We start from the raw sequence: 23,769 nt of genomic DNA on the forward strand, positions 1-23,769 counted from the left end.
GAAAAGAAAAAGGCCCATCACGGGCCGAATATCTTCTCCACCTCTTCCGCATCGGGAGCGGCGAAGGTCGAGAAGTCTATCTCCGCCTGGCTGGTTATTATGGTCGTTGACCTTATGTCTATGATGCCGTCAGCGCCGAGGAGCTTGAAGGCTATGACCCTAACCCTCTCGCCGTTCTGCGGGTTCCTTCCCGTGTAGACCTCCACAAAGGTTCTGTCGAGGTAGTTAACGGCTATCCTGTTCGTGTTTAGCTTTCCTTTCTCTCCACCGATGCCCGGGTCGTCGAGCGCTATCATGGTGTTGCCCTTTGAGTCCGTTACCGCGTAGACGGTGATTACCGTGTCCTTGTCTCCAAGCTTATCCCACTGGACGGGGACTACCGGGATGAAGGGCCCGTTTCCAAAGGTTATGTTTATCATCCTGGCCTCTGGAATTTCATCGAAGGGCCATTCTCCGAATTTGTCGTCGAAGATTGCCCTGAGGGGCGGGCTCGTTGGCGGGAAGTTCCCGCTCTCTTCCCAGTCTTTTGTGCCCGTGTCTGTCCTCTGGGCGTTTTCAAAGGCTCCCTTCAGGAGCTCGCTCACCTTAGTTGGGGTTTTAGCAGATACCTTCGTAACCTCTCCCTTGACCGTGAGGCTGACGAGCTGTTCGGCCAGCTGTTTAAGGTCCGCCTTCATGGCGAAACCGGTTATAGTGTACTCTCCGGGCCTGAGGTAGGACTCCTCGAGGGAAGCCGCTTCGATTGTGCTCTCGTTCGAGGGTTGGAGGATTATTGGCATCATGGCGCTCGTTTGGCCGCAGTCCAGTGTGAACTCGATCTCCTGCTCGGGAATAGGCTGGAGAGGGGCGATGGTGGGGCCATTCAGCGGTCTGTAGCAGAAACCTCCACCTAGGGGATCCGTCTCCGCAACCACATCACCAAACCCGCCGATTGGGGGTATGAGATAGGTTCCGTTCTCGTCCGGGTGGATTCTGGCTATTTCTTTGCCTGTTTCAGGGTCTATGAGGACGAGCGATATCTCCTTGCTCCCACCGATTAGGGTAAGCTCTGTCCCGTTCTCGGGGACGCCGATCTTGACCGCTCCTATCTGTCCCGCTCCGACAGTTCTTCCGCCTTCGCGAATTCTCGTTAAGGCACTCCCCGTGCCGGCGTGGTATATCTCAAGGTCTCCCTCGCTGTAGCCCTTAACGGCGGCCATTCTTTCAACCATCCCCCTGCGGTCCAACTTCTTCACCTCGCCGTTCGAGACGTAGAAGAACGAACCGTCTTCCCGGTAGAACGGCTCTATCGGCTCGCCGGTGGTGGCGTTCTCCCAGTAGGCTGTTTCGACGGCGCTAACTTCCACGAGGGCCCTTAGGTTGAGAACCTCATGGTACTTGAGCTGCGCCACTTCCTGGAGTATGGCTACCCTGGCCTTGGCGTCATCTTCTTTCTCCACGGCCTTCAGCATGACTGCAGCGCTCTCTTCCCAGCCGCTTATCTCGGGGCTTTCAAGCCCGAAGTCCAGCTTTTCGAGCTTCTCCTTGGCATCGGCTATCTCTTTGTCGTAGGTATCTATGAGGGCGCTAAGCTCCGCCTCGTCCGCTTCCCAGTCGTACTGAGGAGGAAGGGGCGTGGGTATCGTGTTGAACGAAGAGGTCTCGCTTATGGGAAGTGAGACAACTCCCAGTTGCCCGTCCTCTATGAAAGCGGTCGCCCTGAGCCCAACGGTTCCATCGGTGTTTAGAACCTTGAAGGCGATTACCTTGAGCTCCTTGCCTGTCTGAGGGTTCCTGCCGGTGTAGACTTCGAGGAATACCCTATCGAGGTAATCCGCTGCAAGTCTCCTGGTGCTTGGGGCCATGGATGCAAACCTCGGCTCGACCTCTCCGAGTTCAGCGTCTTTAACTCCGGGATCGCCGAGTATCACGGTGGTTCTGCCCTTCGTGTCGGTTATGGCGTAAACAATTACCTCAGAGCCAGCCTCTTTGGCCTTCTCCACCGGAAGGGGAATGAACGGCCCGTTTCCAAAGGTGATGTTGACAACCCTTGCGTCCGGGAGCTCGCCGAATGGCTTCTCGCCGAACTTGTCCATGAATATTCCGTCGAGGAGGGGGCTTATGGTACACGAGCAGAGCTCGCTTGGGGTCTGCATCGAGGCCTTCAAGGAAGAGTCCGTTATGGCGCTCTGGAAGGCATCGAGGGCCCTCTTCGCATCCTTTGCCTCGAAGTGAGTGCTTCCAACTGCCATGTTCAGGTTGACGAGCTGCTCGGCCAGCTGTTTGAGGTCGGCCTTCATTGAAAGTGCCGTAATTGTGTACTGGCCTGGCATGAGGTAGAGGTCTTCCATCGGGGTGGGGTCATAGGGTCCTGTATCGCTATCGGTCGGCTCAAAGACAAAGGGTGCTATCTGCGCGTTCAAATTGCATATCGCCTGGTCTATGTCAAGGGGTTCGTCCTGGACGTCCAGGAGGTCAAGGTAGTTGTTGTCTGGAGGTAGAAGTCTGTAACAGAAGCCGTCGTCCGCTATTCCAAGGAGGGTAGTGTTTATCGGCGGAACCGTGTAAACTCCACTTTCGTCCGGGGCTACCTGCATAACCGTCTCACCAGTGCTGGGGTCCACCATCTTTAAAACTCCGAAGCCCCCAGCAGGGGCCTTTATCTTCATGCCGCTCTTGGCGTGGAGCTTTATTGAAGGATAGACCTGGCCCGCTCCAACCGTCCTTCCGCCCTCACGGATAGCCACCAAAGCGCTTCCGGTGCCGACGTGGTATATCTCAAGGCCCTCTATCTGGTAGCCTTTAACCGCCATCATCTTCTCGACCATCGCCTCGCGGCCCAGCTTCGATATCTCACCGTTTGAGACGTAGAAAAACTCGCCGCGCATGTTGTAGAAGTCCGTTATCGGCTCTCCATTGCTGGCGTTCTCCCAGTAGGAGGTTTCAACGGCACCCACTCCTACGAGCGACCTCATGTTCAGGGCCTCGTAGTACTTTAACTCTGCCAAGTTCTGAAGGATGTAGACCCTCTTCTCAACGTCGCTCTCGTTGGCGGCCATCTCCGAGAGAACCTGAGCGGATTTCTCCCAGTTCCGGATTTCGAGGCTTTTAAGCTCAAGGCCGAGCTTTTCAAGTTTTTCCTTCGCGCCGGCTATCTCCTTGTCGTAGAGCTCAATTAACCCATCGAGCTTCTCCTCATCGGCCCCCCAGTCGGGCTGGAGGTTAGTCTCCGTTGGGGCGTTCGTGGTTGTCTCTTTGGGCGTTGTAGTTGTGGTCTCCTTTGGCGTTGTCGTAGTGGTTGTGGGGTTGGTGGGCGTTGTCGTGGTTGTTTCTTTGGGAGTCGTGTTCGTTCCTGTTGAGTTTCCCTGGTCAATACACCCTGAAATGAACGCGCCGAGCATCACGACGCTTAAAAGCAGGGCAAAGCCTGCAAGTTTTTTCGTTTTCATCGTTAAAACCTTCTTTCAGTCACGAAGCGGCAAAAAATCAAGAAGAAACATCAAGTGACCTATAGAGATAGTTAGTCGAAGGGGTTATTAACACTATCGGTTGCATATCAAAACGAGTTAAGCATTTTAGCTTTCGTTTCTCAGCGCCACTAGGAGCGTGAAAGCCATTACCAGCGCTATCTCGTAGGTCTCTCCGAGGGCCACTGAGGGCCACTCGATGAAAGTTCCAAACAGGGCAAGCAGAAAGATTAGAATGGATCCGTATCGGATTTCCCTCCTCTCGCTTCCAGCACCGTAGACCAGTGCCCCGAGGAAGAACTGGACGAAGAAGTAGGTCGAGACGAAAACGTGGGGCCTCGTTCCCCCGTGGAAAATCCCGATGAGGGCCAGAAATATCGCCGAGATGCTGGCGTAGGCCCCGCCAACCGTCTGAAGCTTATTTTTAGCAGTCAGGATCAGATAGAGGGCAAAGGTGAAGACGAAGAAAGACGTAACTATCAGTCCATAGTTGTATATCCACGGTGCAGTTGCCTTCGACGGGTCGCCGAGGTCGCTGAGAGCATTACTGAAGAAGGAGAACCACCCGTTTCTGCTTATACTCCACGCGACGAAGAGCCAGTAGACTATCCCTGCGGTTATCCCTGCGCACTTCAGCCACGTTAGGGGTATTCTCTCACCCTGTTTTTCCAAAATAGCCGTCATCGAACTTCGCCTTGAGGTGGCTGTAGTCGCAGAAGGGCTTGTTCTTTGAGTTGCCACACCTGCACAGGGTCATGCGGTTCCGGGCCTCGTAGGTGTAGCCGTCCGCAGACACTACCGGCACCCCTCCGCGCACCCATATGGGGCCACTCACCTTGTATTGGGGATCCTCTATCAGGCGGAGGGATGGCTTTAACTCTGGCTCGAGCGGCTTTCCCTCCTTGTCCTGCACCACAAGCCGCCCGGAGGGGCACTTTTGAGCCTCATCAATCGCTATCCTCATCTTCTCCGGGTCGTCCGACTCTTCCACGAGCTTCCACGTGCCTCCGGCCCTGTAGCAGAAGCGGGCTGCCGCACAGAGCTCCTTCGCGTCGGTCAGGTCGATTCCGGGCCCCTCGTACCTCCTCGCCATCTCAATGTAGCCAACCCTACGGGCCGTCTCCGTCCCATCAAAGCCTACCCTCGCGTGGGTGCCATCACAGAAGGGCTTGTTCCCGGAATGCCCGCAGCGGCAGAGGGCGTAGACGCTCCCCACCTCGAACTCGTCCTCCTCGCGCCACTCGATGGGGTTACCGTCATCGCCGATGATTATGACTGCCCTCGCGAGCGGGAGCCCATAGACCATGTACGGGCCGTCTTTAGAAACAACGATCTTCTTTTCCAACTCTAGACCTCCACGGAGAGTATGTTCTCATCGTATTTATGTCTTCCGCGCTTTTGGCCATTTCTGGCCAGAAATGTTTATAGGGCCTCAGGAAGAGTTAGAATCAGTGAAAAATATGATTTTGAAGCTTTCCATCATTGGAGTGGGTATTTCACTGGGCCTGTTCCTCAGGGGGACGACCCTACCCGCCGTAGGCATCCTCCTGGCGAGCCTCCTCGGCCTCTACTTTGTCCTGGGTAGCACTGCCCCAAGGACCGAGGTTCCCTGCGATCCGCGCGAGGACATGAGCACATACAACCCTAAGCTCCTTTGATCAGTATTCCGGTTTTTGATAGACGGAGCGGAGCATGAGTTCCTCAACCCTAACCTCAGGTGGGAGCTTTAGGAGAGGGCGGAGTGCCTCGGCAACTTCCTCCGGCTTGAGGAAGCCGTGCTCCTTTGGCTTTCCCGGCCTGCTCCCCGCGAAGTACGTGTCCACAGCCCCAGGCCTGAGCTCCAGGAAGCGAACCTCCGGATTCTCCAGCTGGAAAGTCCGGACTAAAGCTCTCGCCGCCCACTTCGTGGCCACGTAGGCTCCGCCATCCGGGAAGACCCTTGCCGAAACGTCCGAAGTTATCGCTACAACAATCCCCTTCCTCTCCTTCAGGCTCGGGAGAAATGCCTTAATCGTCCTCCAGAGGCCTAGAGTGTTCACCTGGAGCATTCTCTCAAAGTCTTCATCCCTTATCTCCTCAAGCCTGCCGAAGTAGCCAACGCCGGCGTTCGCAACGACCAGGTCAACCCCACCAAAGCGTTGGAGAACCCTGCTGGCAAAGTTATCAACGCTCTCTGGCTTTGAGACATCAAGGTGCTGGTAGAAGACCTCTGTTTCCAAGCCTTCAGCGAGCTTTTCCAGCTCTTCGACGTTCCTGGCTCCCAGGACGAGGGAGTAGCCTTCCTCAGCCAGCATCTCCGCTATCGCCCTGCCTATTCCCCGTGATGAACCGGTAACAACTGCAACCTTCATGAAAACACCCTCCCCGTTTTCCCGCGAGTACTTAAAAGGGATGCGGAAGGAAAAGAGAAAAATCAAAGGAGCTCCTTCATTGCCTCATATCCCAACTCAAATGCCTTTACGTTGGCCTCCACAGCCTTCTCGGGCACGCTGGCCTTCACCGCTTCGAGCATCGTCTCTTTGTCTATTGGAAAGTCTGGAAGGGCCGTTAGGGCACCGACAAGGACGACGTTCTGGGCGAGGGCAGTTCCTGCTTCTTCAGCCAGCTTGAGTGCATCTATTTCATAGAGCTTTGCACCAGATTTCTTTATGTTCCCCACTATCTCTTCGTAGGTCACGTACTCCTCTATCTTGCCCTTCACGAAGTTTTCCGTCTCGTAGGGGTGGTGGATGAGGCGCGTGTTGGTTATGACCGTCCCGCCGGGCTTGAGGAAGTAGACGTAGCGAAGGGCCTCCATCGGCTCGAGGGCCAGAATCACGTCCGCCTCACCGTAGGGAATTAGCGGTGAGAGGCCTTTCCCTATGCGCTGGTGGACTATGACCGAGCCGCTCCTCTGGGAGAGGCCGTGGAGTTCCCCGCTCACCACGTGGAGTCCCTTCCTCGCGCAGGCCTCGCCGACTATGTTGGACATGAGCACTATTCCCTGCCCGCCGACGCCGCAGTAGATGACGTTCATGGCTTTTCCCTCCTGAGCACTATCTGCTCAAGCTCGCGGTAGTCCTCTATCGTCACGTAGGGCTTGTCTTCGCCGCCGTAGAGGATTGCCGTCGAGTGAATGGCGTTGTGAGGACACAGCTGGGCGCAGACGCCGCAGCCGACGCAGACCTCCGGCAGAATCTTCGCCTTTAAATCATTCTCGTCTATGACTATTGCTGGACACCCAAAGTCCCTTATGCAGTTATAGGCCCTTTCGCAGGCGTCTTTGTCAACGAAGTAGGGGACGATCTTTCCTCCCGCCCTTCTGTATTCGCGGAAGTGGTAGAGGGCGCACTCTCCCCGCGATATGACCACGGAGAGGCCGTCGTACTTCAGAGCTTCTCTGAGCTTGCCTATGTTCTTCCTCGCCTGGAAAGAATCCACAACCACTATCTTCTCGACGCCTAACCCACGGAGCACGCTCTCTATGTCTATGCGCTTCTCGTAGGGGTTCACCTTCTTCGGACTGCCGGGGTGGGCCTGCTGGCCGGTCATAGCCGTTACAGCGTTGTCGAGGATTACAAGAGTCATTTTTGCGTTGTTGTGGATGGCGTTGACTATTCCCGGAAGGGCGGCGTGGAAGAAGGTCGAATCGCCTACAAGCGCCACCACCCTCTCCTGGGCAGAATGCTGAACGCCGTGAGCTATTCCGAGGGAAGCACCCATCGCTAGGAGAGAATCAGTCCAGCCGATGTGCTCTAAAGCCAGCATCGAGTAGCACCCGATGTCGTTGGCCAAGTAGTAGTTCTCAGGCCTGCCCATCGCCCTCCTGAGAGCCCAGAAGGTCGCTCTATGCGGACAGCCGGCGCAGAAGGTTGGCATCCTCGGCGGGGCCTCCTTTGCAAGCTCCCACATTCTCTTGAAGTGCCCCTCGTAGTCAAAGGGGAGCTCCTTTCCGAGAACCTCTGCGAGAACCTTGATGACAATGGGAACGTTGTACTCTAGCATCTCAGGGAAGTGGCCGCTCTTCTTGCCTATAATCTCGATGTTTGGATTCCTCTCCTTGGCAATCTGCCTCACGAAGCCCTCTATGTAGGGGAACAGCTCTTCAACCACCACTACCTTATCAAGGCCCTCCATGAAGTCCCCAATGAGCTTCTCCGGGATCGGGTTGAGGACTCCGAGCTTGAGGACGTAGGCCTCTCCTCCGAGCTTCTGGAGGCTCTCAAGGACGTAAGAGTAGGCAACTCCGGAGGTGATGATGCCGATTCCCTTCGCCTCTTCGGGCTTTGCCTCCTTCGCTTCCTTGCCGTCGAAGTACTCCACACGGTTCAGAGCCAAGAACTCGGGGTCTTCCTTCATCTTCGCTATCTTCTCCAGAAGCTCCGCTTTGAACTTCCTCGCGAGCGAACCCACGGTCGCGTAGCTCCTCCGGTTCTCCTTCCACGAGAGCCTGTCGAAGGGCGTCCTCTCGAGCTTTCCGACCTTTACAAGGCCGCTCTGGTGGTTCACCCTCGTCGTGGTTCTGACCAGAACGACGCTGCCGTACTTTTCACTCAGCTCGAAGGCCTTCTTTACCATCTCGTAGGCTTCTTGGGGGTTGGAGGGCTCGAGCATCGGGAGGTAGGCGGTGTATCCGAACCACCTGCCATCCTGCTCCGACTGGGAGGAGTGCGCATAGGGGTCGTCCGCTATAACCACCACGAGCCCGCCTTTAACGCCGGTGTATGCGAGCGAGTAGAGGGTATCCGATGCCACGTTTCCGCCAACGCTCTTCATTGAAGTGAATCCCCTGAGGCCGACGAAGGCGGCTCCGGCAGCTGTCTCAAGGGCAACCTTCTCGTTGGCGGCTATCTCAACAACAAGGTCGTCTCGGTAGTGGGAGACCCTGTCGAAGGTATCTAGGATTTCCGTCTGGGGCGAACCCGGATAGAAGGCGGTCACCTTCACGTCCGCCTCGAGGGCGGCCCTGACGATCGCTTCGTTGGTCAGCATATACCCCGTGTGGGGCTCCTCTTTCAGAACCTCTTTAAGGGACATGGAAACACCATATAGTTTAGGAAGCGAACCTATATATCCTTTTTCTGGACAGAAAAAGGCAGTGTTAAACATTAATGGAATTGAAAAGTGAAAATGCTAAACACTCCAAATTCCAAGGCAAAAAAGACAAAAACGAAAAAGAAAGACTCACAACAGCTCCTCGACGAGCTCCGCTGTGGCGCTTCTAGCTTTGCTCCTGAGCCTTTCGAGGTGGGAGCTGAGGGCCTCGCCTATTCCGTGAACGAAAAGGCTCAGCGCCTCCTCCCTGTCGAGCCCGCGGGAGCGGAGGTAAAACAGCGCATCCTCGTCGAACTGCCTGACCGAGGAGGAGTGAGAGGCCGCCTCTATCTCCCCTGTGTCCACCTCAAGCATCGGCACGCTCACACCGAGGGAGCCTTCGTCCATTATGGTCACCTCAGAGACCACGACGCTCGATGAATTCCTGGCCCTCTCAAAGACCTTTGCAGTTCCCCTGTGAACAGTCCAGCCGTTTTTGTAGGAAAAGCCGTGGACTCTGGTCTCGCTCTTACTTTCTTCACCGTACTGGAGCACGTTGGTGAGGTAGTCAACCGCCGAGCCTATTCCAATGGGTATTCCCCTCAGGAAGAGCTCGCTTTCCTTTCCTTCGAGCGAATAGTCCTCCCTGTGGTGGCTCATCCTGCCTCCATAAACCGCGGTGAATGCCCTAATCCGACTCTTCCCTCCGAGGCTGGCCCTTAGGAGGTAGTGGGATAGACTCCTGTGCTTCCCGACGGTGAGGAGCTCTATCTCCGCGTTTCTGGCCTTCAGCTCGACCACGAGGGACTTAGTCCCATCTTCGGCCATGTCGTAAATGATTATCGGCACTCTGGCGTTCTCGACCTCTATGCTCAGGTGGTGGCTTATAAAAGCCCTCTCCGAGAGGTGGGAGACTACCACGAGCGGCTCCGCAAGGTTTTCCTTGATCTTGAGACTGTAGGCATTTTTGAGGGCGTAGAAGTGGAAGCCCAGAATCCTCGACTCCTCGGGCTGTGAGAGGCCTAAAGTCCCCTCTGTGAGCTCAACTCCATTGGGCAGGTCAAAGCTCGCCTCGCTTCCCGAAAAGGCAACGTGCCCCCTAACCGGAACTTCACCCGCTTTTGCTTCCGTCGGGAGCTTTAGGGGCGAGTTCTCCTCGAAGAGCTTCCACTTCGTGTAGCTCCTTATCGTCGGACTGTCGCCGTACTTCTGGTAGGTGAGATTTTCAAGTGCCTCACGGGTTATAATGGGCTTGTTAGCGCGCTCGTCAGAGAGTCCTAAAGGACGCTCGTTAGAGAGCTCGTTAGAGCGCATCACCCAACACCCCCAACCTCGCTGAACTCAAGCTCTATGACCTTCTTGAGCACCTCGACGTACTCAAAGGGCAGGCCCTCAAGCACCTCGCTGATAAAGCCCAGAACGATGAGGCTCTTCGCTTCCTCCTCCTTTATTCCCCTGGAGTTCATGTAGAAGAGCTTATCTTCACCGAGCTTTCCGGTGGTTGCCTCGTGGATTATGCTCGCTGAGGGCTCGTCGTTCTGGTTGTGGGGATAGGTGTAGGCCTTGCTCTTCTCATCGAGGATGAGCGAGTCACATGAGACTGTTGCGGTGGAGTTTTTGGCTCCCTTTATTATCCTAACGAGACCGCGGTAGATGTTCGTCCCGCCGTTGGCGCTTATGCTCTTCGAGATTATCTTCGAGCTGGTGTTTGGAGCTAAATGCCAGGTTTTGGCACCGGTGTCCTTGAGGTAGGGCCCGTTGCTGAGCGAAACCACGTACTGTGCCGTTCTTGCCCCCTCTCCCTTCAGGACGCTTGACGGGTAAGTATAGGTTATGTGGCTCCCTATACTGCCCTCTATCCACTCGACGTATGCGTTATCCTCTACTATGGCGCGCTTGTTGTTGAAGTTGATGACGTTCCTGCTCCAGTTCTGTATGGTGGTGAACTTGACGGTTGCTCCCTTGTGGGCGTATATCTCGACCATGCCGTCGTGGAAGGAGAAGCCCTTGTACATTGGAGCGGAACAGCCCTCTATGAAGTGGACGTAGCTGCCTTCATCCGCTATCAACAGGGTGTGCTCGAACTGACCCTCCAAAGCCGAGCCTATGACGAAGAAGGCCTCAATCGGGAAGGGAACCCTTACCCCCTTGGGGATGTAGACGAAGGCCCCACCGCTCCAGAGGGCATGGTGTAGAGCGGAAAACTTGTGCTCTCCCGGAGGGAAGACCTTCCCGAAGTACCTCTTGACCAGCTTGGGGTATTTTTTCACAGCCTCCTCCATCGGAACCATTATGATGCCCTTCTTCTCGAACTCCTCCTTGAGCTGGGAGTAGACGCTCTCGCTGTCGAAAACCGCTGTGAGCCCCGAGAGGAACCTCTTCTCTATCTCGGGTATGTTGAGCCTCTCGAAGGTCTTCCTGATGTTCTCCGGGAGGTCGTCCCAGTCCTTAATCTCGTTTCCAACCTCGGGCTTTGAGTAGAGGGAGAAGCTCTCGACGTCGAGCTCGTCTATTCCAACAACCCACTTCGGCATCGGCAGCTTCTTGAACAGCTCCAGAGCTTTAAGCCTGTGCCTGAGCATCCACTCCGGCTCGTTCTTTATCCTTGAAATCTCCCTGACAGCATCTTCCGTAATCTCGCCCCTGAGCTCGATTTCCTTCGGGTATGGCACCGCTGTTCCCAGAATCTCCTCGAGGGAACCCGCTTTTAGGATTTCCTCAAGCTTTGAGTGCTCCATCGCTTTCCACCGCCGCAAAGCCCTTCTCCTCTATGAGCTTGACGAGTTCCATACCACCGGAGACCACGAGCCTGCCCTCCTTAAGAACGTGAACCCTCTGGGGGTTTAGGTACTCCAGAATCCGGCCGTAGTGCGTGATGAGCAGTATTCCCGTTCCCTCGCTGTGGAGCCTCGCTATTATCCCCGCTATCACCTTGAGAGAGTCGACGTCAACACCGCTGTCCGGCTCGTCCAGAATGAGGAGCTTCGGCTTTATAAGGTACGCCTGGAGCATCTCAAGTTTCTTCCTCTCGCCACCGGAGAAGCCGACGTTCAGTCCCCTTGAGAGAATAGAGTCGTCGAAGCCGAGCTCCTCGACGGCCTTAAAGATGAGGTCGTACGCCTCTATCTCATCAATGCCTTTGAGGTTCTTGAGGACCCTCTGGAGGAAGTGTATGACCTTAACGCCCTCTACCTCAACCGGATGCTGGAAGCTGAGGAAGATGCCCCTCTTCGCTCGCTCCTCGGGCTTCGCTCCTGTTACGTCTTCCCCTTCGAAGGTTATCCTGCCCTCGGTTACAGTGTACTTTGGATGCCCCGCTATTGTGAGTGCCAGAGTGGACTTACCGCTACCGTTGGGCCCCATAACAACGTGCAGCTCCCCGGGCTCGAGAGTGAAGGCAACGCCCCTGAGAATTTCCTTATCTTCGACTTTCACCCTCAGATTTTCCACAGTTAACATGACCATCACCGTCCATTATCGGTACAGTTTTGTGTAGAAGAGAGGTACTTTTAAAGATTTCTACCCAAAAATGAGTAATAGAGCAAAGGAGAAGGAAATCACTCCCCCTGCAGGAGGAGACCCGGAAGCCTCGGAGCCCTAACCTTAAGCTCCCTGTCGAGCATAAACACCATCTGGGGGCTGTCCCTGGCGAGTTTGAGCTGGTCGAGAATCTTCTTCACGTTGGCCTCCTCCTCGACCTGTTCGTTTATAAACCACTCGAGGAAAGCTCTCGTTGGATAGTCCTTCTCCTCCTCGGCAAGGGTGGCAAGCTCGTGGATGGAGCGGCTTATGAACTGCTCGTGCTCGTACGCGGCCTCAAATGCCGCTGTAGGATTCTCCCACTCCTTGGGCGGCTTGGGAATTTCACCGAGCTCAACCCTGCCGTTTCTGTCGTAGATGTAGTTGTAGAACCTGAGCGCGTGGCCGAGCTCCTCCTCCGCCTGGGCCTTCATCCAGTTGGCGAAGCCCTCAAGGTTCAAATCGTCGAAATACGCCGCCATAGCGAAGTACAGGTAGGCAGAATAGAGCTCCCTGTCAAGCTGCTCGTTCAGAGCCCTAAGCATTTTTTCACTCAGCATTTCCATCACCGTGGTTATGTTCTCATCCGAAGTATTTAAGTTTTGGTTCTGCTCAGAGGATGCCCTCTTTCTCAAGCTCTCTCCTAACACTCTCGAACTCTTCAAGTTTGCCTCCCGTAACAACCCTCTCGGGCCTGAAGGGGCAGTCGCAGTAGGGGTACTCGAGGAAGGCCTCGTAAGTCCCGATTCTCCTCGCTATCGCGACTATCTCCTCCTTGTCCATGCCAAGGAGCGGCCTGTGGACGGGGAAGTCCACACTCATAGTCTCGAAGTAGAGGTTGGCGAGTGTTTGAGAGGCCACCTGACCGAGGGAATCCCCAGTGACTATTCCAAGGGCGCCCCTCTCCCTCGCTATCTCCGCAGCACGCCTTAGCATTGCCACCTTGCAGACGACGCACGTCCACTCGCGGAGCTTCGCCTTTGCCAGCGCGGAGGCGTAGGGTTTGAGGACTTCAAAGTGGTTCTCCACGATGAGCTCTATCGGCTCGGGTGAGTAATCACTCAGTATGTCAACGACCCTCTCAACGACGCTCCTGGCGTTGGTCCCCTGGTCGAAGTGGAGCGCTATTACCTCCGCTCCCCTCTTGAGCATGAGGAAGGCGGCAACGGGTGAGTCTATGCCGCCGCTCAGGAGCACAACAACTTTTCCCTGCGTGCCCACTGGAAGGCCGCCAACGCCCCTTATCTTCTCGAAGAAGACGTGGGCCCTGCCGTTTATTATCTCAACCCCCACCGTAAGTTCCGGGTTCTCAAGGTCAACCTTCCACCCGAAGTTCTCGACGATGAAGGCCCCTACCTCACGGTTTACCTCCATCGAGGTCTTCAGAAAGGTCTTGTCGAGCCTCTGCGTTTCCACTTTGAAGCTTTTAGGATTCAGTCCCTTCAGAGCCTCCTTGAGGTACTCTGGAACCTCCCCGTACTCCATGACCCTCGCTGGAGAGACCGACACTACCCCGGGGACTTTGGCGATTATCTCCGCCGCCTCGTCGGGTGCATCAACGAGTATCCTGCCCCTCACAATTCTCGCCTTCCCCTCAATTCCTTTCCTCTTTAGGGTAGCCAGTATGTTGTCGCGGAGCTTTCTCTCAAACTCCCGTCTCTTCCCGCCTTTAAGTGCAATCTCGCCGTACCTCACGATTATCACGTCAACCACCCAGGTAGCGGGCGAACACGTTCTTGGCCTCGTTCTCGTCCTCCACGCCCCTGATCACCATCCTGCCGCCCTGGAAAATCATAATCTCAAGGTAGTCGTCCTCGAACTGGATGAACTGGCTCGTCTTGAGGGCCTCTATCCCGAGCTTCCTGAGCCTCTCCTCGAGCTCGTCGAAGTTGACGTTCATCCTCACCGGCGGCGTCACCTGTATGGAGCCGTCGCAGAGGCGCTCTATCTTGATCTTCTTCTCCAAGAACTCGAACTTCCTGAGGGAGCATGCTGGACAGTCCTCCCTCCTCGGCACCTCAACCTTCTCGAAGTCGAGGGTCTTGGTGTCGAAGAATATGAGCTCGCTCCTAACTTCCTCACCGAGGAGCATCCTGGCCGCGAGGCTCACCGCTAATGAAGCGGCCAGAGGTGGGACATAGCTCATTATTCCGGCAACGGCGCAGGTTGGCATGGGGCTCTCGGGAAGCTTCGGAATGAGACAGCGGAAGCAGGCCGTCTTTCCGGGGACTACCGGCATGACGTTGCCGTACGTGGAGAGGACACCCACGTATATCCACGGCTTGTTGTTTTTCACCGCATAATCGTTTATCACCTGCCTGGTGTAGATGTTGTCTGTTCCATCGAGTATCAGGTCTGCCTCATCAAGCAGGCCAACCGTTCCTGGGTTGAGATCCTCAAAGTGGCCGACCACACCAAAACGCTCCTTCAAGACCTCTACCTTGGGCTTTCCAACGTCCTCCTTCGTATAGATCGTCCTTGGAAGGTCGCTCTCGTCCACGAAGTCCCTGTCAATGACGATTATCTTCCCAACTCCAAGCTTGTGGAGGAAGTAGACCTCCCAGCTACCCAGCGCGCCGGCCCCGACAACTGCTACCCTGCTCTCGCTCAGCTTCCTCTGTCCCTCGATGCCTATGATGGGGAAGTGTCTCGAAAAGTCCATCTCAACCTTCATACCCTCACCAAAACTCGCTGGGAAAAGAGGGATAAAAAGGGTTTTGGAAACCAAAGGTTTATGAGATTAGCCCTTACTCACACAGCCTATGAAGGCCTCCCAGACCTTGAAGGGTCCCCTCAGGCAAGTCACGTAGCAGTTGCAGTTGAAGCTCCCATAGCGGCATTCAAGAGCGCTGCAGACCGTAGAGGGATCCTTTGGGTTGAGGCCGTCGAGGGGAGCTAGGCAGGGGTGGATGTTCCCCCATCCCGGGTTTGGAAGGTTTTTCTCGATGTCGTCGGCGTAGGAGTTTATAGAAGCTCCCGTTATGACGGCGTTCGTCTCGGGCATCGGGGGCCAGGGGGTAATGCATGGATAGCGCTCTATGGCGTCCCATATCAGGGAGAAGTAGCGGGCGAAGATGGTAGCGGGCAGGAAAGTTCTTCCCTGTATGCAGCACAGCCGGCAGGATTCTCCCTCAACAACGCCAACCATGGCCGCTTTGAGCTTGCAGAGCTCGCACTCCTCTTGCGTTGCATACCCTCTCCCCGCCATCGGGCCCCTGGGGAAAGTGTTGGGATGGAGGGTGTTGAGAGCCACCTTTCCAAAGCTGGCCGAAAATCCGTTGTAGCCCGGGCCGTTGTGGAGCGTCGCGTTTAGACCGGGGAAGAAGGGAACTGTTAGGTTCCTATCCTCTGCCACCGCCATGGCGAAGGTGGTGCTTGAGTTCCCGGCTTTCAGCTCAAAGGAGTGGAGGCCGGGAGTTAAGAGCACCTCAATCCTGCCCCTCTCATCCGTTGTCCCCACCACTTTCCCGTCAACTGACACCGTGAGGTTGATGGCGTAGAAGGAAGGCGGCATGACCGCGGTGAGGGTCACGGTCAGGGGTTTTTCCCCTCCAGCTTCCTCCGCTGGCCTTGGAAGGGCGAAATAGCCCGCTGTCAGGAGAATGCCTATTACCAACAGCGCCAGTCCCCGCTTATCCTTCCTCGCATAGAGGACGAGTCCGCCTATTACCGCAGCGGCTCCAAGAACTGCAAGTATTAACCCCAAATCAGAGCCCCCTTCACCTTCCACCGGCGTCTGAGGGGGGGTGTAGCTCTCGTTCTCCACGAAGAAGGAGAAGTATCCCTCCGAGTCCGTCCACACGGTTCTTCCCGAGACGTTCACCGGCGCCCCCTGTATGTCCACCTTCCCGTAGATGACCGCCCCATTTTCCAGGGGTAGGGACTCCTGCCAGAGGAGCCTTGGCTTTAGGTTGCTTACCACCCTCGTCCTGTTCATGTAAACGTCCTCGCCGTCGAAGTAGACCGCCGTGATGTTGTACTCGCCAGCCAGGAAAGTTGCGTTCCACTCTACCTCCTCACCCCATCTTGCGAGCTTTCCGTTGATGTAGATGAAAACCGGCCCCGGGAAGTACTCCCTGGGCGTCACCCACGCCTTTAGGGTTCCATTCCCGTAGAGGAGGTGAACCTTCGGCCTCAGCTCATCGAGGAGTATTAGTCTCCCCCCGGAGCCAACGTAGCCCCCGCCGAAGTCGTGCGTGAATGCAACGCCAGGAAAGGCCGTGTATCCCTCGGGATAGGTTCTCTTCTCCACCCTTTCCAGTGTGGGCTCTATCTCCACCTCACCCCGGTTAACTTCCAGGGTCTTGGTGGGCCCTCCGAGGGAGATTACTTCCATCTCTCCGACCTCTCTCTCAAGAACTGCCTCGCCAGTCCACGTGACGTTCCCCGGGTTGAAGAGCACCAGGTCCCAGTCCGAGTTCATCAGGAGGACGTAGTTTCCAAAGAGCTTGACGTGGAGGGGCCGGCCTATAATCTTGAGGAAGCGGAAGGTGGCGTTGTAAGGCTCAAACATCGCAACGCCTGGCGTTTCGCCCTCCATTATCGCCGCGTAAACCGTGAGGTTCCCATCAACGGTTATCCCGTCCGGGACGAGTGTTGAATAGTTTTCGGGGAGGCGCCATAGGTAGAACGTCCTGTTCTCGGGGAAGAGTATCCCAACGCCGCCCTTTGGCTCATCTTTAAACTCAATAGTAAAGTAAACTCTGTCGAGAGCTGGGAAGACATCGTAGGTTTTGAAGGTCTCATTGGGAAGGCGGTAAAAGGTCAGAGTGCCGTTTTTAAGTATCCCAACCCCACCGGTCCCGTTGAGCATGCCGGCGAAGTACGCGGTATCTCTTTTGGCATAGACGTGGATTAGCTGCAAGCCGGAGTACTCCCAGGCGTAGAGCGTGTCGTTGGAGGGATTCAAGGCCAAGGCTGGCCCCCAGTCAGCGGCCATATAAACACTGTCACCGACCGAAAGGCCGTTGAGGAGATAGGGCTGCTCCCAGTATATAAAGTGGGTCTCGTTGGTCTTGAGCCACACCCTTTCACCGTAGGTGCTGAAGTAGAGTCCATCGGGAGAAAGCCTCGGGTGGAGTATTATCCCTCCAACGTCCCACACGAAGACTTTTCCCGCCGATGCCACCGGAATTGCCAGAAGAAAGAGCATTAAAACGACAAGGGTTCTTTTAAGGTTCTTGCTGTCCCCCAAATTCTGAAGACAGAAGCCCCGCCCGCACATTTTCAGGCCTCCGTTAAGGAGCTCGTTAAATCAATCTAGGGCTCGAAACGATATAAGGTTTGCTTTTCAAAATGTTACACTTCGAAAAATATAGCATTTACAAAATCAAAATACACCTTGTGCTTTTCAGCTTTTAAACACGGACATCTAAAGCTTCCTTGAGGAGTTTATAAACCACCGAAAAGTCGAGCCCCTCCATGTCCCTCTCAAAGGCCGCCCTGTAGAGCTCTCTTACGGTAGTGTTGAGCCGGACTGCTTTCTTTGATGCCAAAGCCAGATCGTAAGCGTAGGAGAGGTCCTTAACGAGGTTCTTCACGGAGAAGTGCGTCGAGTAGTCATCGCCAAGGAGCTTCTCCTTCTTTGCCTTCAGCACCACCGAGTTGCCGGCGCCGTTCTCAAGAACCTCTATGAGCTCTTCCTTCGGGATTCCGGCTTTTTCACCCAAAGCTATTGCCTCACCTAGCGCCGCCATGAAGGCTCCGAGCACAAAGTTGTTTATCAGTTTGAGCTTCGTGACCTTTCCGGGCTCATCGAAGTGGAATATCTTCTTCCCGAGCTTCTCAAGGTAGGGACGGACTTTCTCAAAGGCCTCCCTCTCTCCCTCACGAGGATCGTCAGCTGGCCGTTTCTCGCTGGGATGACGCTCCTCATGACGGGGCTTTCAAGGTAAAAGGCTCCCGCTTCCCTGTACATCTCGTGGAACTCTAAGACCTTCTCGTGGTAGTTCGTGGTGGTGTCTACCACTATCTTTCCGCTGAGGTCCGCCTTTAAAAGCCTCTCCGAGACCTGCCTCACCGCTTCGCTGTCGTAGAGCGAGAGGAATATCACGTCGCATTTCTCAGCAACTTCCTCCGGAGTTCTTGCGACGTTCTTGAAACCTTTGGCCTTCTCTATCGTCCTGTTCCAGACGAGGAGCTCGTACTCCTCCGATAACCTCTCCGCCATGGCCCTACCTATGTGGCCCAGACCAATCCACCCTATCATCTCCATCACTCGATTGATTGTTTCGAACAATTTTTATACTCTCTATCCAAAACCTTAGAGGTGGAAGCATGGAGTTCTTTGAAGTGCTCAAAAAGAGGCGGAGCATAAGGCGCTTCCAAAACAGGCCGATTCCGCGCGAGCTCGTGGAAAAGCTCCTTGAGGCGGCCTTTCTCTCACCCAGCTCCTACAACAAGCGGCCCTGGCACTTCATCGTCGTGGACAACAGGGAAAAGCTCGATGCGCTCTCAAGGGCAAAGCTCGGTGCCTCAGGCCTCAAAACGGCGCCGGTGGCGATAGTCGTTGCCGCCGACGAGAGCAGGAGCGACGTCTGGATCGAGGACTCGAGCATAGCGGCCGAGCACATCCAGCTGGCAGCGTTTGCCCTCGGCCTTGCCTCATTCTGGGTTCAGATAAGGAACAGGATGCACGACGAAACCAAAACTGCGGAGGAGTACGTGAGGGAGTTCTTAGACATTCCGGAAAACTACCGCGTGCTTTGCATAATAGGGGTGGGCTATCCAGCGGAGAACAAGCCACCTCACGGTGATGAGGTCTTCGATTGGGAGAAGGTGAGCCACAACGAGTTTGGGAAGAGATTTAAGTAGCCATCGGGAGCCCAATCTCTTCAACATTTTTCAAGCCCTTTCTGGCAAGGATTTCTTTAGGGGAGCTTCCTACCGGGTCCAGGCCGATGCAGTCATGGGGCTCACGTGGTGCACCTGTGTGTGGTATAAATGTCAATACCTTTTCAGGGGGAATTTTCCATTTTGGAAAGGATAAGAGCCATAAGTCTGCTTTATTAAGCACAGATTGGTGATTATAATGGAAGCTAAGGTATGCAAGTTCTGCGCCGGAGAGAGGCTCGATGATGTGATAAAGCTCCTCGAGGAGAAGGGCTACAGGGTTAGCGTTGAGGAGTGCATAGGGCTCTGCGCAAAGTACGCCTGCGGCAACATAAACGTCATAGCCGGCGAAAAGGAGATATCCGCCAGGGACTTTGATGAGTTCGTGAAAGTACTGGAGGTATAGCCATGGTGAAGGCCTTAGTGATAATTTCAAGCGATGATGAGGGGGCCTTACCGGGCTTCATGTGGGCCGTGAATGCCATCAAGCACGGCTGGGTCGAGGACGTTGAGGTTGTTCTCTTCGGCCCGATAGAGAGGGCGATAGCGGAGGGAGACGAGCGCTTCCTTCCGTGGGTGGAAAAGCTGGGAGAGCTCGGAAAACTCCCTCTGGCCTGCAAGAGGCTGGCGGAGATGGAGGACTTTGAGACTCCGCTCGGGGAGTACGCGAGGCTGGAATACGTGGGCAAAATAATAGCCGAGCACCTGGAGAAGGGCTACGTCCCGATGACCTTCTAATGAAAAAAGCTTCAAGAAAAGTCTTTTTAAGCCTTGGAGAAAGGCATTTTAGGTGAACAGAGTGAGGAGGGTGCCCCTAATATTCATCTTTTTCCTGCTCTTCGTGGGACTTGTAACAGCGGGGGAGGTCTCCTACGGGGGGCTTAAGTTCCAGGACGTTTCAAGCGAGGGGGAGCTAAAATCTCTAATCTCCGCCCACGAGGGCGAGTATTTCTTCATCTTCTACCACTCGGAGAGCTGTCCGGCCTGTCAGTACATGAAGGCGAGCGTCTTCCCGACGGAGAAGGCCAAAGCGGCCCTCAACGGGCTCAACCTGGTGGCTATTGATGTTTACAGGGGGAGAGAGCTCACCAACCTGGGCTACGTTGTCAGGGACAGCGTCCTCGTGCTCCAGCCCGACAACTCCGGCTATTACAACCCCCGGGAGCCGGGGGAGAGGATAAACGTCGGCGTCCCGGGAACGCCAACGATGGTGCTCTTCAAGGTCGAGAACGGCACGATGGTGCTCAAAGGGGTGGCAGTTGGAGCGCTGAACCCGGATGGCCTTGAGTTCTTCGTAAAGACTGCCATCGGGGACGAGATGCAAAGCCCCACCGAGAGTATGGATACGCAAAGCGAGAGGGTAAAAAATGGAAGCTCAAGGGAGAACGCCAACACAAACCTAAGCCTCGCCGTGCTCCTTCCCATATTCTCCGCGGGGATCGTTAGCGTCTTCTCGCCCTGCGTGCTCCCAGTAATAGCGGGCGCCCTCTCGCTGACCTTTGCGAGGAGAAAGGTGGAGGTCATAATAGCGGGTATGGTGGCGTCATTTGCCCTCCTCGGTGCCCTCGTTGGGAGCCTCGGCGAGTACGCCTCCGGCATACAGGGAGCGCTCTACCTCCTCGGAGGAGTTGGTTTCATACTGGTGGGTGCGAGCTTCGTAAACCCGGGGATGAGGGCAAAGATGGAGTGGTTCCTCAGCTTTTCTCCCTCTGATAGGGTGGTTTCAAAGAACGGCCTCGCCTACGACTTCGCCCTAGGCTCTGCACTCGGGGCGACTTGGCTCGGCTGCATAGCGCCCTATGTGGGCTTCGCCGTGATAACCGCGGCCCTAACGGGGGAGGCACTGAAGGGGGTCATAGTTATGGGCACCTACGGCCTCGGGATGGGCCTCACGGTCTACCTCATCACCATGTCGAAGGACCTGGGCGAGTGGATAAACAGAAAGCTGCTCTCCGGCAGGATTTCGGTAAGTGCCGGAAGCTCAAAGTGGGAGGTCGCCATCGGCGTTGTCCTCATAGCCCTTGGAATTCTCATGCTGACCGAGGTCACGCCGCTGAAGCTGTGGAGTGCCCTCTTCGAATCACTCTCAAAACTGTAAGGGGGTGGAAAAATGTTCAGGTACAGGAGGAAGCTTGAGATGGGCCTCAGGGAGGCCGAGGAGAAGTTTAAGGCAAAGCTCGAGGAGAAGGGCTACAAGGTCGTGCTTGAGTTCACGCCGAGCGACGTGGTCAAGGCCAAGCTCGGCGTTGAGATGGAGCCCTACAGGCTCCTCTACGTCTGCAACCCGAAGAAGTTCTACGAGATGACCAAGGTCGAGTACGAAATTGGCTCCTTCGCCCCGTGCCCGGTTATCCTCTACCAGAAGGACGGGGAGACTTACATTGCTATAAACACGGCTGAGGACATAGTTGAGGTCATTAAGGAGCCGCTCGAGGACGTTAAGGCGGTCATTGAGGGGCTTTGACCCTCTATCAATCCTTTTTTGGCAGGTTGGTTCTCGATTGGGCCGTTATCGGATTGCCAAGATGTGAGGGGCCGGCCTATCAGAAGGAACGCTTGGAAACGTTCGTTTCGGCGGGTTCCTAATTAATCCCAATGTTCCAGTTTTCCGTGGTGGTTGTATGAAGTTGAGGTGGTTTGCTGCCATCGTGCTGGTCATAGACATACTCGCCTTGGCGGTGGTCGCGGGTGCGTATCTTGGAAGTGATGAAAGGGAGGCCTCTACAGGATTGGAACTAAACAGAACTCCACCAACTCCCGGAGCTACCGTACCGATTCTGAAGCTGTACACAACCCCAACGGGCCCGGTAAGGTTGATTGACGGAAGAATCGTCGGTGACGTTGACGTGGAAAACGGGAGCTTAACGATGCTGCACTTCAACGGCTCGGGCTACGTCGATCTCAGCGACTCCATCGGCGAAATCGGGGAGCTCAAAGAAGGCTCAATCTCAGTGGTCTTCCGATACGAGGAGAGCGACCAGAACGTCCTCCCAATCCTCTACTTTGGAGATAAAGAGGGAAAGAACCTCTTCATAATCGAAATAGGCCACAGAGGTGAGAACAACAGGAGACTCTACGTTACGTGGATTCCTGAAGGGGATAAGCCTGCTCTCTGCTTCGACAGCGGCTTCAACCTCAAGCCGGGAAGATGGTACCACCTCGTCGTGGTTGTGAGCGAGAACGGGAACACTGCCTACCTGAACGGGAGGGAGATGACCTGGAGGCACTACAACTTCGGAAACGAGAGCATGAGGCTATTCTTTGCCAACATGCCAAAGAAGGAGCTCTCCACCCTCGGCTACGGGAAGACTGCGGACTCTATAACACCCGAGTTCCTCTATTTCCACGGGGATATCGCCGACCTTAGGGTCTACCCATGGCCCCTCAGCGGTGAGGATGTCAAGAGCCTTCTGGAAGAGATAAGGAGCAGAAATTAGTTCATCTTCTCTTTTTCAGTTTTTCAAGGAGCTCTTCCGTGGTTTTCTTTATGTCCATGATCTCTTCAAGGTCTTCCAGAAAGCCGAGCCTCGTGTAGAACTCCTCCATTCTCTCAAGTTCATTAAGAAGGCTCAACGCGTCTCTCTTGGCCCTGGCTCGCGGGTCTATGTCGTACTCTTTCCTAAGCCGCTCGAAAAACTCCCTGCCGAGTTCATAAACGCCCTCCTTCGTCACTCCAAAAACTATGTAAGGAACCTTCGAGAGTTCAAAAAGGAAAGCCAAGAGGGCGAGCCTCTCAAGATCTCTCTCCCTGGAGGAGGGAATGGGAAGGTACTGAAGGCCTTCGTTAAAATAGATCACGAGATACCAGGAGTCGGGCCTGATAGAGAATTCCCGCTCTTTTCCTTTTATTACTGCTCCCATAGTCTGTCCCCGCTTTATTCTTTGAGGGACTACTTAAAAATGCCCTCGTAGGCGATGTAGCCGTATCTCCTAAGCTCCTCCCTTGGAATGAAGCGGAGTGCCGCGGAGTTTATGCAGTATCTCCTTCCCGTTGGTGTGGGCTCGTCGAAGACGTGGCCGAGGTGAGAGTTGGCGAACCTGCTCCTGATTTCCCGGCCGCAGAGGAGGCCTTCGCACTCTTCAGCCTCAACGACGGCCCACTCTTCAAGAGGCTTTGTGAAGCTAGGCCACCCAGTTCCGGAGTCGTACTTGTCGAGGGAGCTGAAGAGCGGCTCGCCCGAGGCCACATCAACGTATATTCCCTCATCGTGGTTGTTCCAGTATTCGTTATGGAATGGCGGCTCTGTATCGCCGAGCTGTGTAACCCTGTACTGTAAGGGCGTTAGCAGGCTTTTAAGCTCTGCATCGCTTGGCTTCACGTAACCAAGCCAGTAGCGCTCCCTCTCAGGGAAGAGACGGAAGTATTTGTTCTTCTCCCACATCGACTTTATGAATCCGAGCCTTCCAGAGTAGAGCTTGTAATGTTTGTAGTTCGTCTCAAAGCGGAAGTAGTAGCCCTGGTGGTAGTTCTCAGCCGGATAAAACTCCTTCGCCGGCAGAATTTCTGTAGCTATCGGTTCGTTGAAGATTCCAGAGAGCTGAAGCCTTCTCTTGGATTCCTCTGCGAGTTCTCTCTGTTCCTCGTTTAAGTAGAAGATGGCCGTTTTATACTGCTCACCCCTGTCGGCGAACTGCCCGCCCGGATCGGTGGGGTCTATGTTCCTCCAGAAGACCTCCAAGAGACGCTCGTAGGAGATTTTGGCCGGATCGTAGATTACCTCTACGGCTTCCCTGTGACCTGTCTCACCCGTTGAGACGAGCTCATAGGTGGGGTTCTCAACCCAGCCGCCGGTGTAGCCGGAAACTGCCTCGATCACTCCGGAAAATCTTTCAAAGGCCTCTTCCATGCACCAGAAACAGCCTCCGGCAAATATTGCCACTTCGTCCGTCCCCATGGCTTATCACTCTGCACTTAGTAGGCGGGCAACCCTTAAATAGTTTTGGACATTATTACATATCG

Annotated in this window: 24 protein-coding genes; 7 read left to right on the top strand and 17 right to left on the bottom strand. The window is 55.1% G+C overall.

Translation table 11 applies throughout. From position 1 onward, the window contains the following. Positions 1-17: 17 nt before the first annotated feature. From PFER_RS12330 to PFER_RS00290, 3 genes are all read right to left on the bottom strand, one after another. Positions 18-3,428, bottom strand: coding sequence for a hypothetical protein (locus PFER_RS12330; RefSeq protein WP_052696146.1), 3,411 nt, complete (start codon positions 3,426-3,428; stop codon positions 18-20). A 126-nt stretch (positions 3,429-3,554) separates the two neighbouring features. Then, positions 3,555-4,130, bottom strand: coding sequence for a DUF998 domain-containing protein (locus PFER_RS00285; protein ID WP_084593873.1), 576 nt, complete (start codon positions 4,128-4,130; stop codon positions 3,555-3,557). Further along, positions 4,102-4,791: a CDGSH iron-sulfur domain-containing protein gene (locus tag PFER_RS00290; RefSeq protein ID WP_211255065.1), complete on the bottom strand. Its 690-nt coding sequence runs from the start codon at positions 4,789-4,791 to the stop codon at positions 4,102-4,104. Before PFER_RS00290 ends, PFER_RS00285 begins: the two co-directional genes overlap by 29 nt. A 106-nt stretch (positions 4,792-4,897) precedes the next feature. On the opposite strand from PFER_RS00290, the gene PFER_RS00295 reads away from it, so the two are divergent. Next, on the top strand, positions 4,898-5,104 hold the full coding sequence (locus PFER_RS00295; RefSeq protein ID WP_157254965.1) for a hypothetical protein: 207 nt from the start codon (positions 4,898-4,900) through the stop codon (positions 5,102-5,104). On the opposite strand, the gene PFER_RS00300 is transcribed toward PFER_RS00295, so the two are convergent. From PFER_RS00300 to PFER_RS12370, 12 genes are all read right to left on the bottom strand, one after another. Beyond that, the gene (locus PFER_RS00300; RefSeq protein ID WP_048147880.1) at positions 5,105-5,797 is read right to left on the bottom strand and encodes an SDR family oxidoreductase; all 693 of its coding nucleotides are present in this window, start codon (positions 5,795-5,797) and stop codon (positions 5,105-5,107) included. Positions 5,798-5,859: 62 nt separating this feature from the next. Then, positions 5,860-6,462: an indolepyruvate ferredoxin oxidoreductase subunit beta gene (iorB, locus tag PFER_RS00305; protein WP_048147770.1), complete on the bottom strand. Its 603-nt coding sequence runs from the start codon at positions 6,460-6,462 to the stop codon at positions 5,860-5,862. After that, positions 6,459-8,462 (bottom strand): thiamine pyrophosphate-dependent enzyme, encoded by a 2,004-nt coding sequence (locus PFER_RS00310; protein WP_052696147.1) that lies wholly within the window; start codon positions 8,460-8,462, stop codon positions 6,459-6,461. The genes iorB and PFER_RS00310 overlap by 4 nt, the downstream gene beginning before the upstream one ends. A 147-nt stretch (positions 8,463-8,609) precedes the next feature. Next, positions 8,610-9,773, bottom strand: coding sequence for a SufD family Fe-S cluster assembly protein (locus PFER_RS00315; RefSeq protein ID WP_084593875.1), 1,164 nt, complete (start codon positions 9,771-9,773; stop codon positions 8,610-8,612). Beyond that, the gene (gene sufB, locus PFER_RS00320; RefSeq protein ID WP_048147771.1) at positions 9,773-11,197 is read right to left on the bottom strand and encodes a Fe-S cluster assembly protein SufB; all 1,425 of its coding nucleotides are present in this window, start codon (positions 11,195-11,197) and stop codon (positions 9,773-9,775) included. The genes PFER_RS00315 and sufB overlap by 1 nt, the downstream gene beginning before the upstream one ends. Continuing rightward, a complete protein-coding gene (gene sufC, locus PFER_RS00325; protein ID WP_048147772.1) occupies positions 11,178-11,918 on the bottom strand; it encodes a Fe-S cluster assembly ATPase SufC in 741 nt (246 codons plus the stop codon). The genes sufB and sufC overlap by 20 nt, the downstream gene beginning before the upstream one ends. Positions 11,919-12,016: 98 nt before the next feature. Continuing rightward, positions 12,017-12,538 carry a ferritin gene (locus PFER_RS00330; RefSeq protein WP_048147773.1) on the bottom strand — a complete coding sequence of 174 codons (522 nt, stop codon included), beginning with the start codon at positions 12,536-12,538 and terminating at the stop codon, positions 12,017-12,019. A gap of 52 nt (positions 12,539-12,590) precedes the next feature. Continuing rightward, positions 12,591-13,682 (bottom strand): tRNA uracil 4-sulfurtransferase ThiI, encoded by a 1,092-nt coding sequence (thiI, locus tag PFER_RS00335; RefSeq protein WP_048147774.1) that lies wholly within the window; start codon positions 13,680-13,682, stop codon positions 12,591-12,593. A gap of 1 nt (position 13,683) precedes the next feature. Then, complete coding sequence (locus tag PFER_RS00340) at positions 13,684-14,652, bottom strand: HesA/MoeB/ThiF family protein (RefSeq protein WP_048147775.1); 969 nt, start codon at positions 14,650-14,652, stop codon at positions 13,684-13,686. Positions 14,653-14,718: 66 nt separating this feature from the next. Beyond that, a complete protein-coding gene (locus PFER_RS00345; protein ID WP_245612364.1) occupies positions 14,719-17,130 on the bottom strand; it encodes a hypothetical protein in 2,412 nt (803 codons plus the stop codon). 205 nt (positions 17,131-17,335) lie between these two features. After that, positions 17,336-17,674 carry an NAD-binding protein gene (locus PFER_RS12365; RefSeq protein ID WP_245612366.1) on the bottom strand — a complete coding sequence of 113 codons (339 nt, stop codon included), beginning with the start codon at positions 17,672-17,674 and terminating at the stop codon, positions 17,336-17,338. A 26-nt stretch (positions 17,675-17,700) separates the two neighbouring features. Continuing rightward, positions 17,701-18,192 carry an NAD(P)-dependent oxidoreductase gene (locus PFER_RS12370; protein WP_245612379.1) on the bottom strand — a complete coding sequence of 164 codons (492 nt, stop codon included), beginning with the start codon at positions 18,190-18,192 and terminating at the stop codon, positions 17,701-17,703. Positions 18,193-18,254: 62 nt separating this feature from the next. On the opposite strand from PFER_RS12370, the gene PFER_RS00355 reads away from it, so the two are divergent. The 6 genes from PFER_RS00355 to PFER_RS00380 all read left to right on the top strand — a co-directional run bounded on the left by PFER_RS00355 (position 18,255) and on the right by PFER_RS00380 (position 22,246). Continuing rightward, positions 18,255-18,791: a nitroreductase family protein gene (locus tag PFER_RS00355; RefSeq protein ID WP_048147777.1), complete on the top strand. Its 537-nt coding sequence runs from the start codon at positions 18,255-18,257 to the stop codon at positions 18,789-18,791. 217 nt (positions 18,792-19,008) lie between these two features. Then, a complete protein-coding gene (locus PFER_RS00360) occupies positions 19,009-19,215 on the top strand; it encodes a hypothetical protein (protein WP_048147778.1) in 207 nt (68 codons plus the stop codon). Positions 19,216-19,217: 2 nt separating this feature from the next. Next, complete coding sequence (locus tag PFER_RS00365) at positions 19,218-19,547, top strand: hypothetical protein (protein ID WP_048147779.1); 330 nt, start codon at positions 19,218-19,220, stop codon at positions 19,545-19,547. A gap of 61 nt (positions 19,548-19,608) precedes the next feature. Next, the gene (locus PFER_RS00370; protein ID WP_048147780.1) at positions 19,609-20,907 is read left to right on the top strand and encodes a cytochrome c biogenesis protein CcdA; all 1,299 of its coding nucleotides are present in this window, start codon (positions 19,609-19,611) and stop codon (positions 20,905-20,907) included. A gap of 12 nt (positions 20,908-20,919) precedes the next feature. Continuing rightward, complete coding sequence (locus PFER_RS00375; RefSeq protein WP_048147781.1) at positions 20,920-21,273, top strand: DUF302 domain-containing protein; 354 nt, start codon at positions 20,920-20,922, stop codon at positions 21,271-21,273. Between the two features lie 157 nt (positions 21,274-21,430). Continuing rightward, entirely contained in the window at positions 21,431-22,246 is an 816-nt protein-coding gene (locus PFER_RS00380; protein WP_048147782.1) for a LamG-like jellyroll fold domain-containing protein, read from the top strand. Position 22,247: 1 nt separating this feature from the next. Here PFER_RS00380 and PFER_RS00385 read toward each other — a convergent pair whose 3' ends face one another. Further along, positions 22,248-22,670, bottom strand: coding sequence for a hypothetical protein (locus PFER_RS00385; RefSeq protein WP_048147783.1), 423 nt, complete (start codon positions 22,668-22,670; stop codon positions 22,248-22,250). Between the two features lie 29 nt (positions 22,671-22,699). Further along, positions 22,700-23,704 (bottom strand): peptide-methionine (S)-S-oxide reductase MsrA, encoded by a 1,005-nt coding sequence (gene msrA, locus PFER_RS00390; RefSeq protein ID WP_048147784.1) that lies wholly within the window; start codon positions 23,702-23,704, stop codon positions 22,700-22,702. Between the last annotated feature and the right edge of the window lie 65 nt (positions 23,705-23,769).

The organism is Palaeococcus ferrophilus DSM 13482 (genome assembly GCF_000966265.1).
In the GTDB taxonomy this organism is placed as follows: Archaea; Methanobacteriota_B; Thermococci; order Thermococcales; family Thermococcaceae; genus Palaeococcus; species Palaeococcus ferrophilus.

Bases quoted from the DNA above. Each gene is read 5' to 3' on its own strand.
- PFER_RS00300 (WP_048147880.1), bottom strand. From the start codon at position 5,797: ATGAAGGTTGCAGTTGTTACCGGTTCATCACGGGGAATAGGCAGGGCG.
- PFER_RS12330 (WP_052696146.1), bottom strand. From the start codon at position 3,428: ATGAAAACGAAAAAACTTGCAGGCTTTGCCCTGCTTTTAAGCGTCGTG.
- PFER_RS12370 (WP_245612379.1), bottom strand. From the start codon at position 18,192: ATGGAGATGATAGGGTGGATTGGTCTGGGCCACATAGGTAGGGCCATG.
- PFER_RS00315 (WP_084593875.1), bottom strand. From the start codon at position 9,773: ATGCGCTCTAACGAGCTCTCTAACGAGCGTCCTTTAGGACTCTCTGAC.
- sufC (WP_048147772.1), bottom strand. From the start codon at position 11,918: ATGTTAACTGTGGAAAATCTGAGGGTGAAAGTCGAAGATAAGGAAATT.
- PFER_RS00365 (WP_048147779.1), top strand. From the start codon at position 19,218: ATGGTGAAGGCCTTAGTGATAATTTCAAGCGATGATGAGGGGGCCTTA.
- PFER_RS00375 (WP_048147781.1), top strand. From the start codon at position 20,920: ATGTTCAGGTACAGGAGGAAGCTTGAGATGGGCCTCAGGGAGGCCGAG.
- sufB (WP_048147771.1), bottom strand. From the start codon at position 11,197: ATGGAGCACTCAAAGCTTGAGGAAATCCTAAAAGCGGGTTCCCTCGAG.
- PFER_RS00345 (WP_245612364.1), bottom strand. From the start codon at position 17,130: ATGCTCTTTCTTCTGGCAATTCCGGTGGCATCGGCGGGAAAAGTCTTC.
- PFER_RS00360 (WP_048147778.1), top strand. From the start codon at position 19,009: ATGGAAGCTAAGGTATGCAAGTTCTGCGCCGGAGAGAGGCTCGATGAT.
- iorB (WP_048147770.1), bottom strand. From the start codon at position 6,462: ATGAACGTCATCTACTGCGGCGTCGGCGGGCAGGGAATAGTGCTCATG.
- PFER_RS00355 (WP_048147777.1), top strand. From the start codon at position 18,255: ATGGAGTTCTTTGAAGTGCTCAAAAAGAGGCGGAGCATAAGGCGCTTC.
- msrA (WP_048147784.1), bottom strand. From the start codon at position 23,704: ATGGGGACGGACGAAGTGGCAATATTTGCCGGAGGCTGTTTCTGGTGC.
- PFER_RS00330 (WP_048147773.1), bottom strand. From the start codon at position 12,538: ATGCTGAGTGAAAAAATGCTTAGGGCTCTGAACGAGCAGCTTGACAGG.
- PFER_RS00380 (WP_048147782.1), top strand. From the start codon at position 21,431: ATGAAGTTGAGGTGGTTTGCTGCCATCGTGCTGGTCATAGACATACTC.
- PFER_RS00340 (WP_048147775.1), bottom strand. From the start codon at position 14,652: ATGAAGGTTGAGATGGACTTTTCGAGACACTTCCCCATCATAGGCATC.
- PFER_RS12365 (WP_245612366.1), bottom strand. From the start codon at position 17,674: ATGGCGGCGCTAGGTGAGGCAATAGCTTTGGGTGAAAAAGCCGGAATC.
- PFER_RS00385 (WP_048147783.1), bottom strand. From the start codon at position 22,670: ATGGGAGCAGTAATAAAAGGAAAAGAGCGGGAATTCTCTATCAGGCCC.
- PFER_RS00310 (WP_052696147.1), bottom strand. From the start codon at position 8,462: ATGTCCCTTAAAGAGGTTCTGAAAGAGGAGCCCCACACGGGGTATATG.
- PFER_RS00285 (WP_084593873.1), bottom strand. From the start codon at position 4,130: ATGACGGCTATTTTGGAAAAACAGGGTGAGAGAATACCCCTAACGTGG.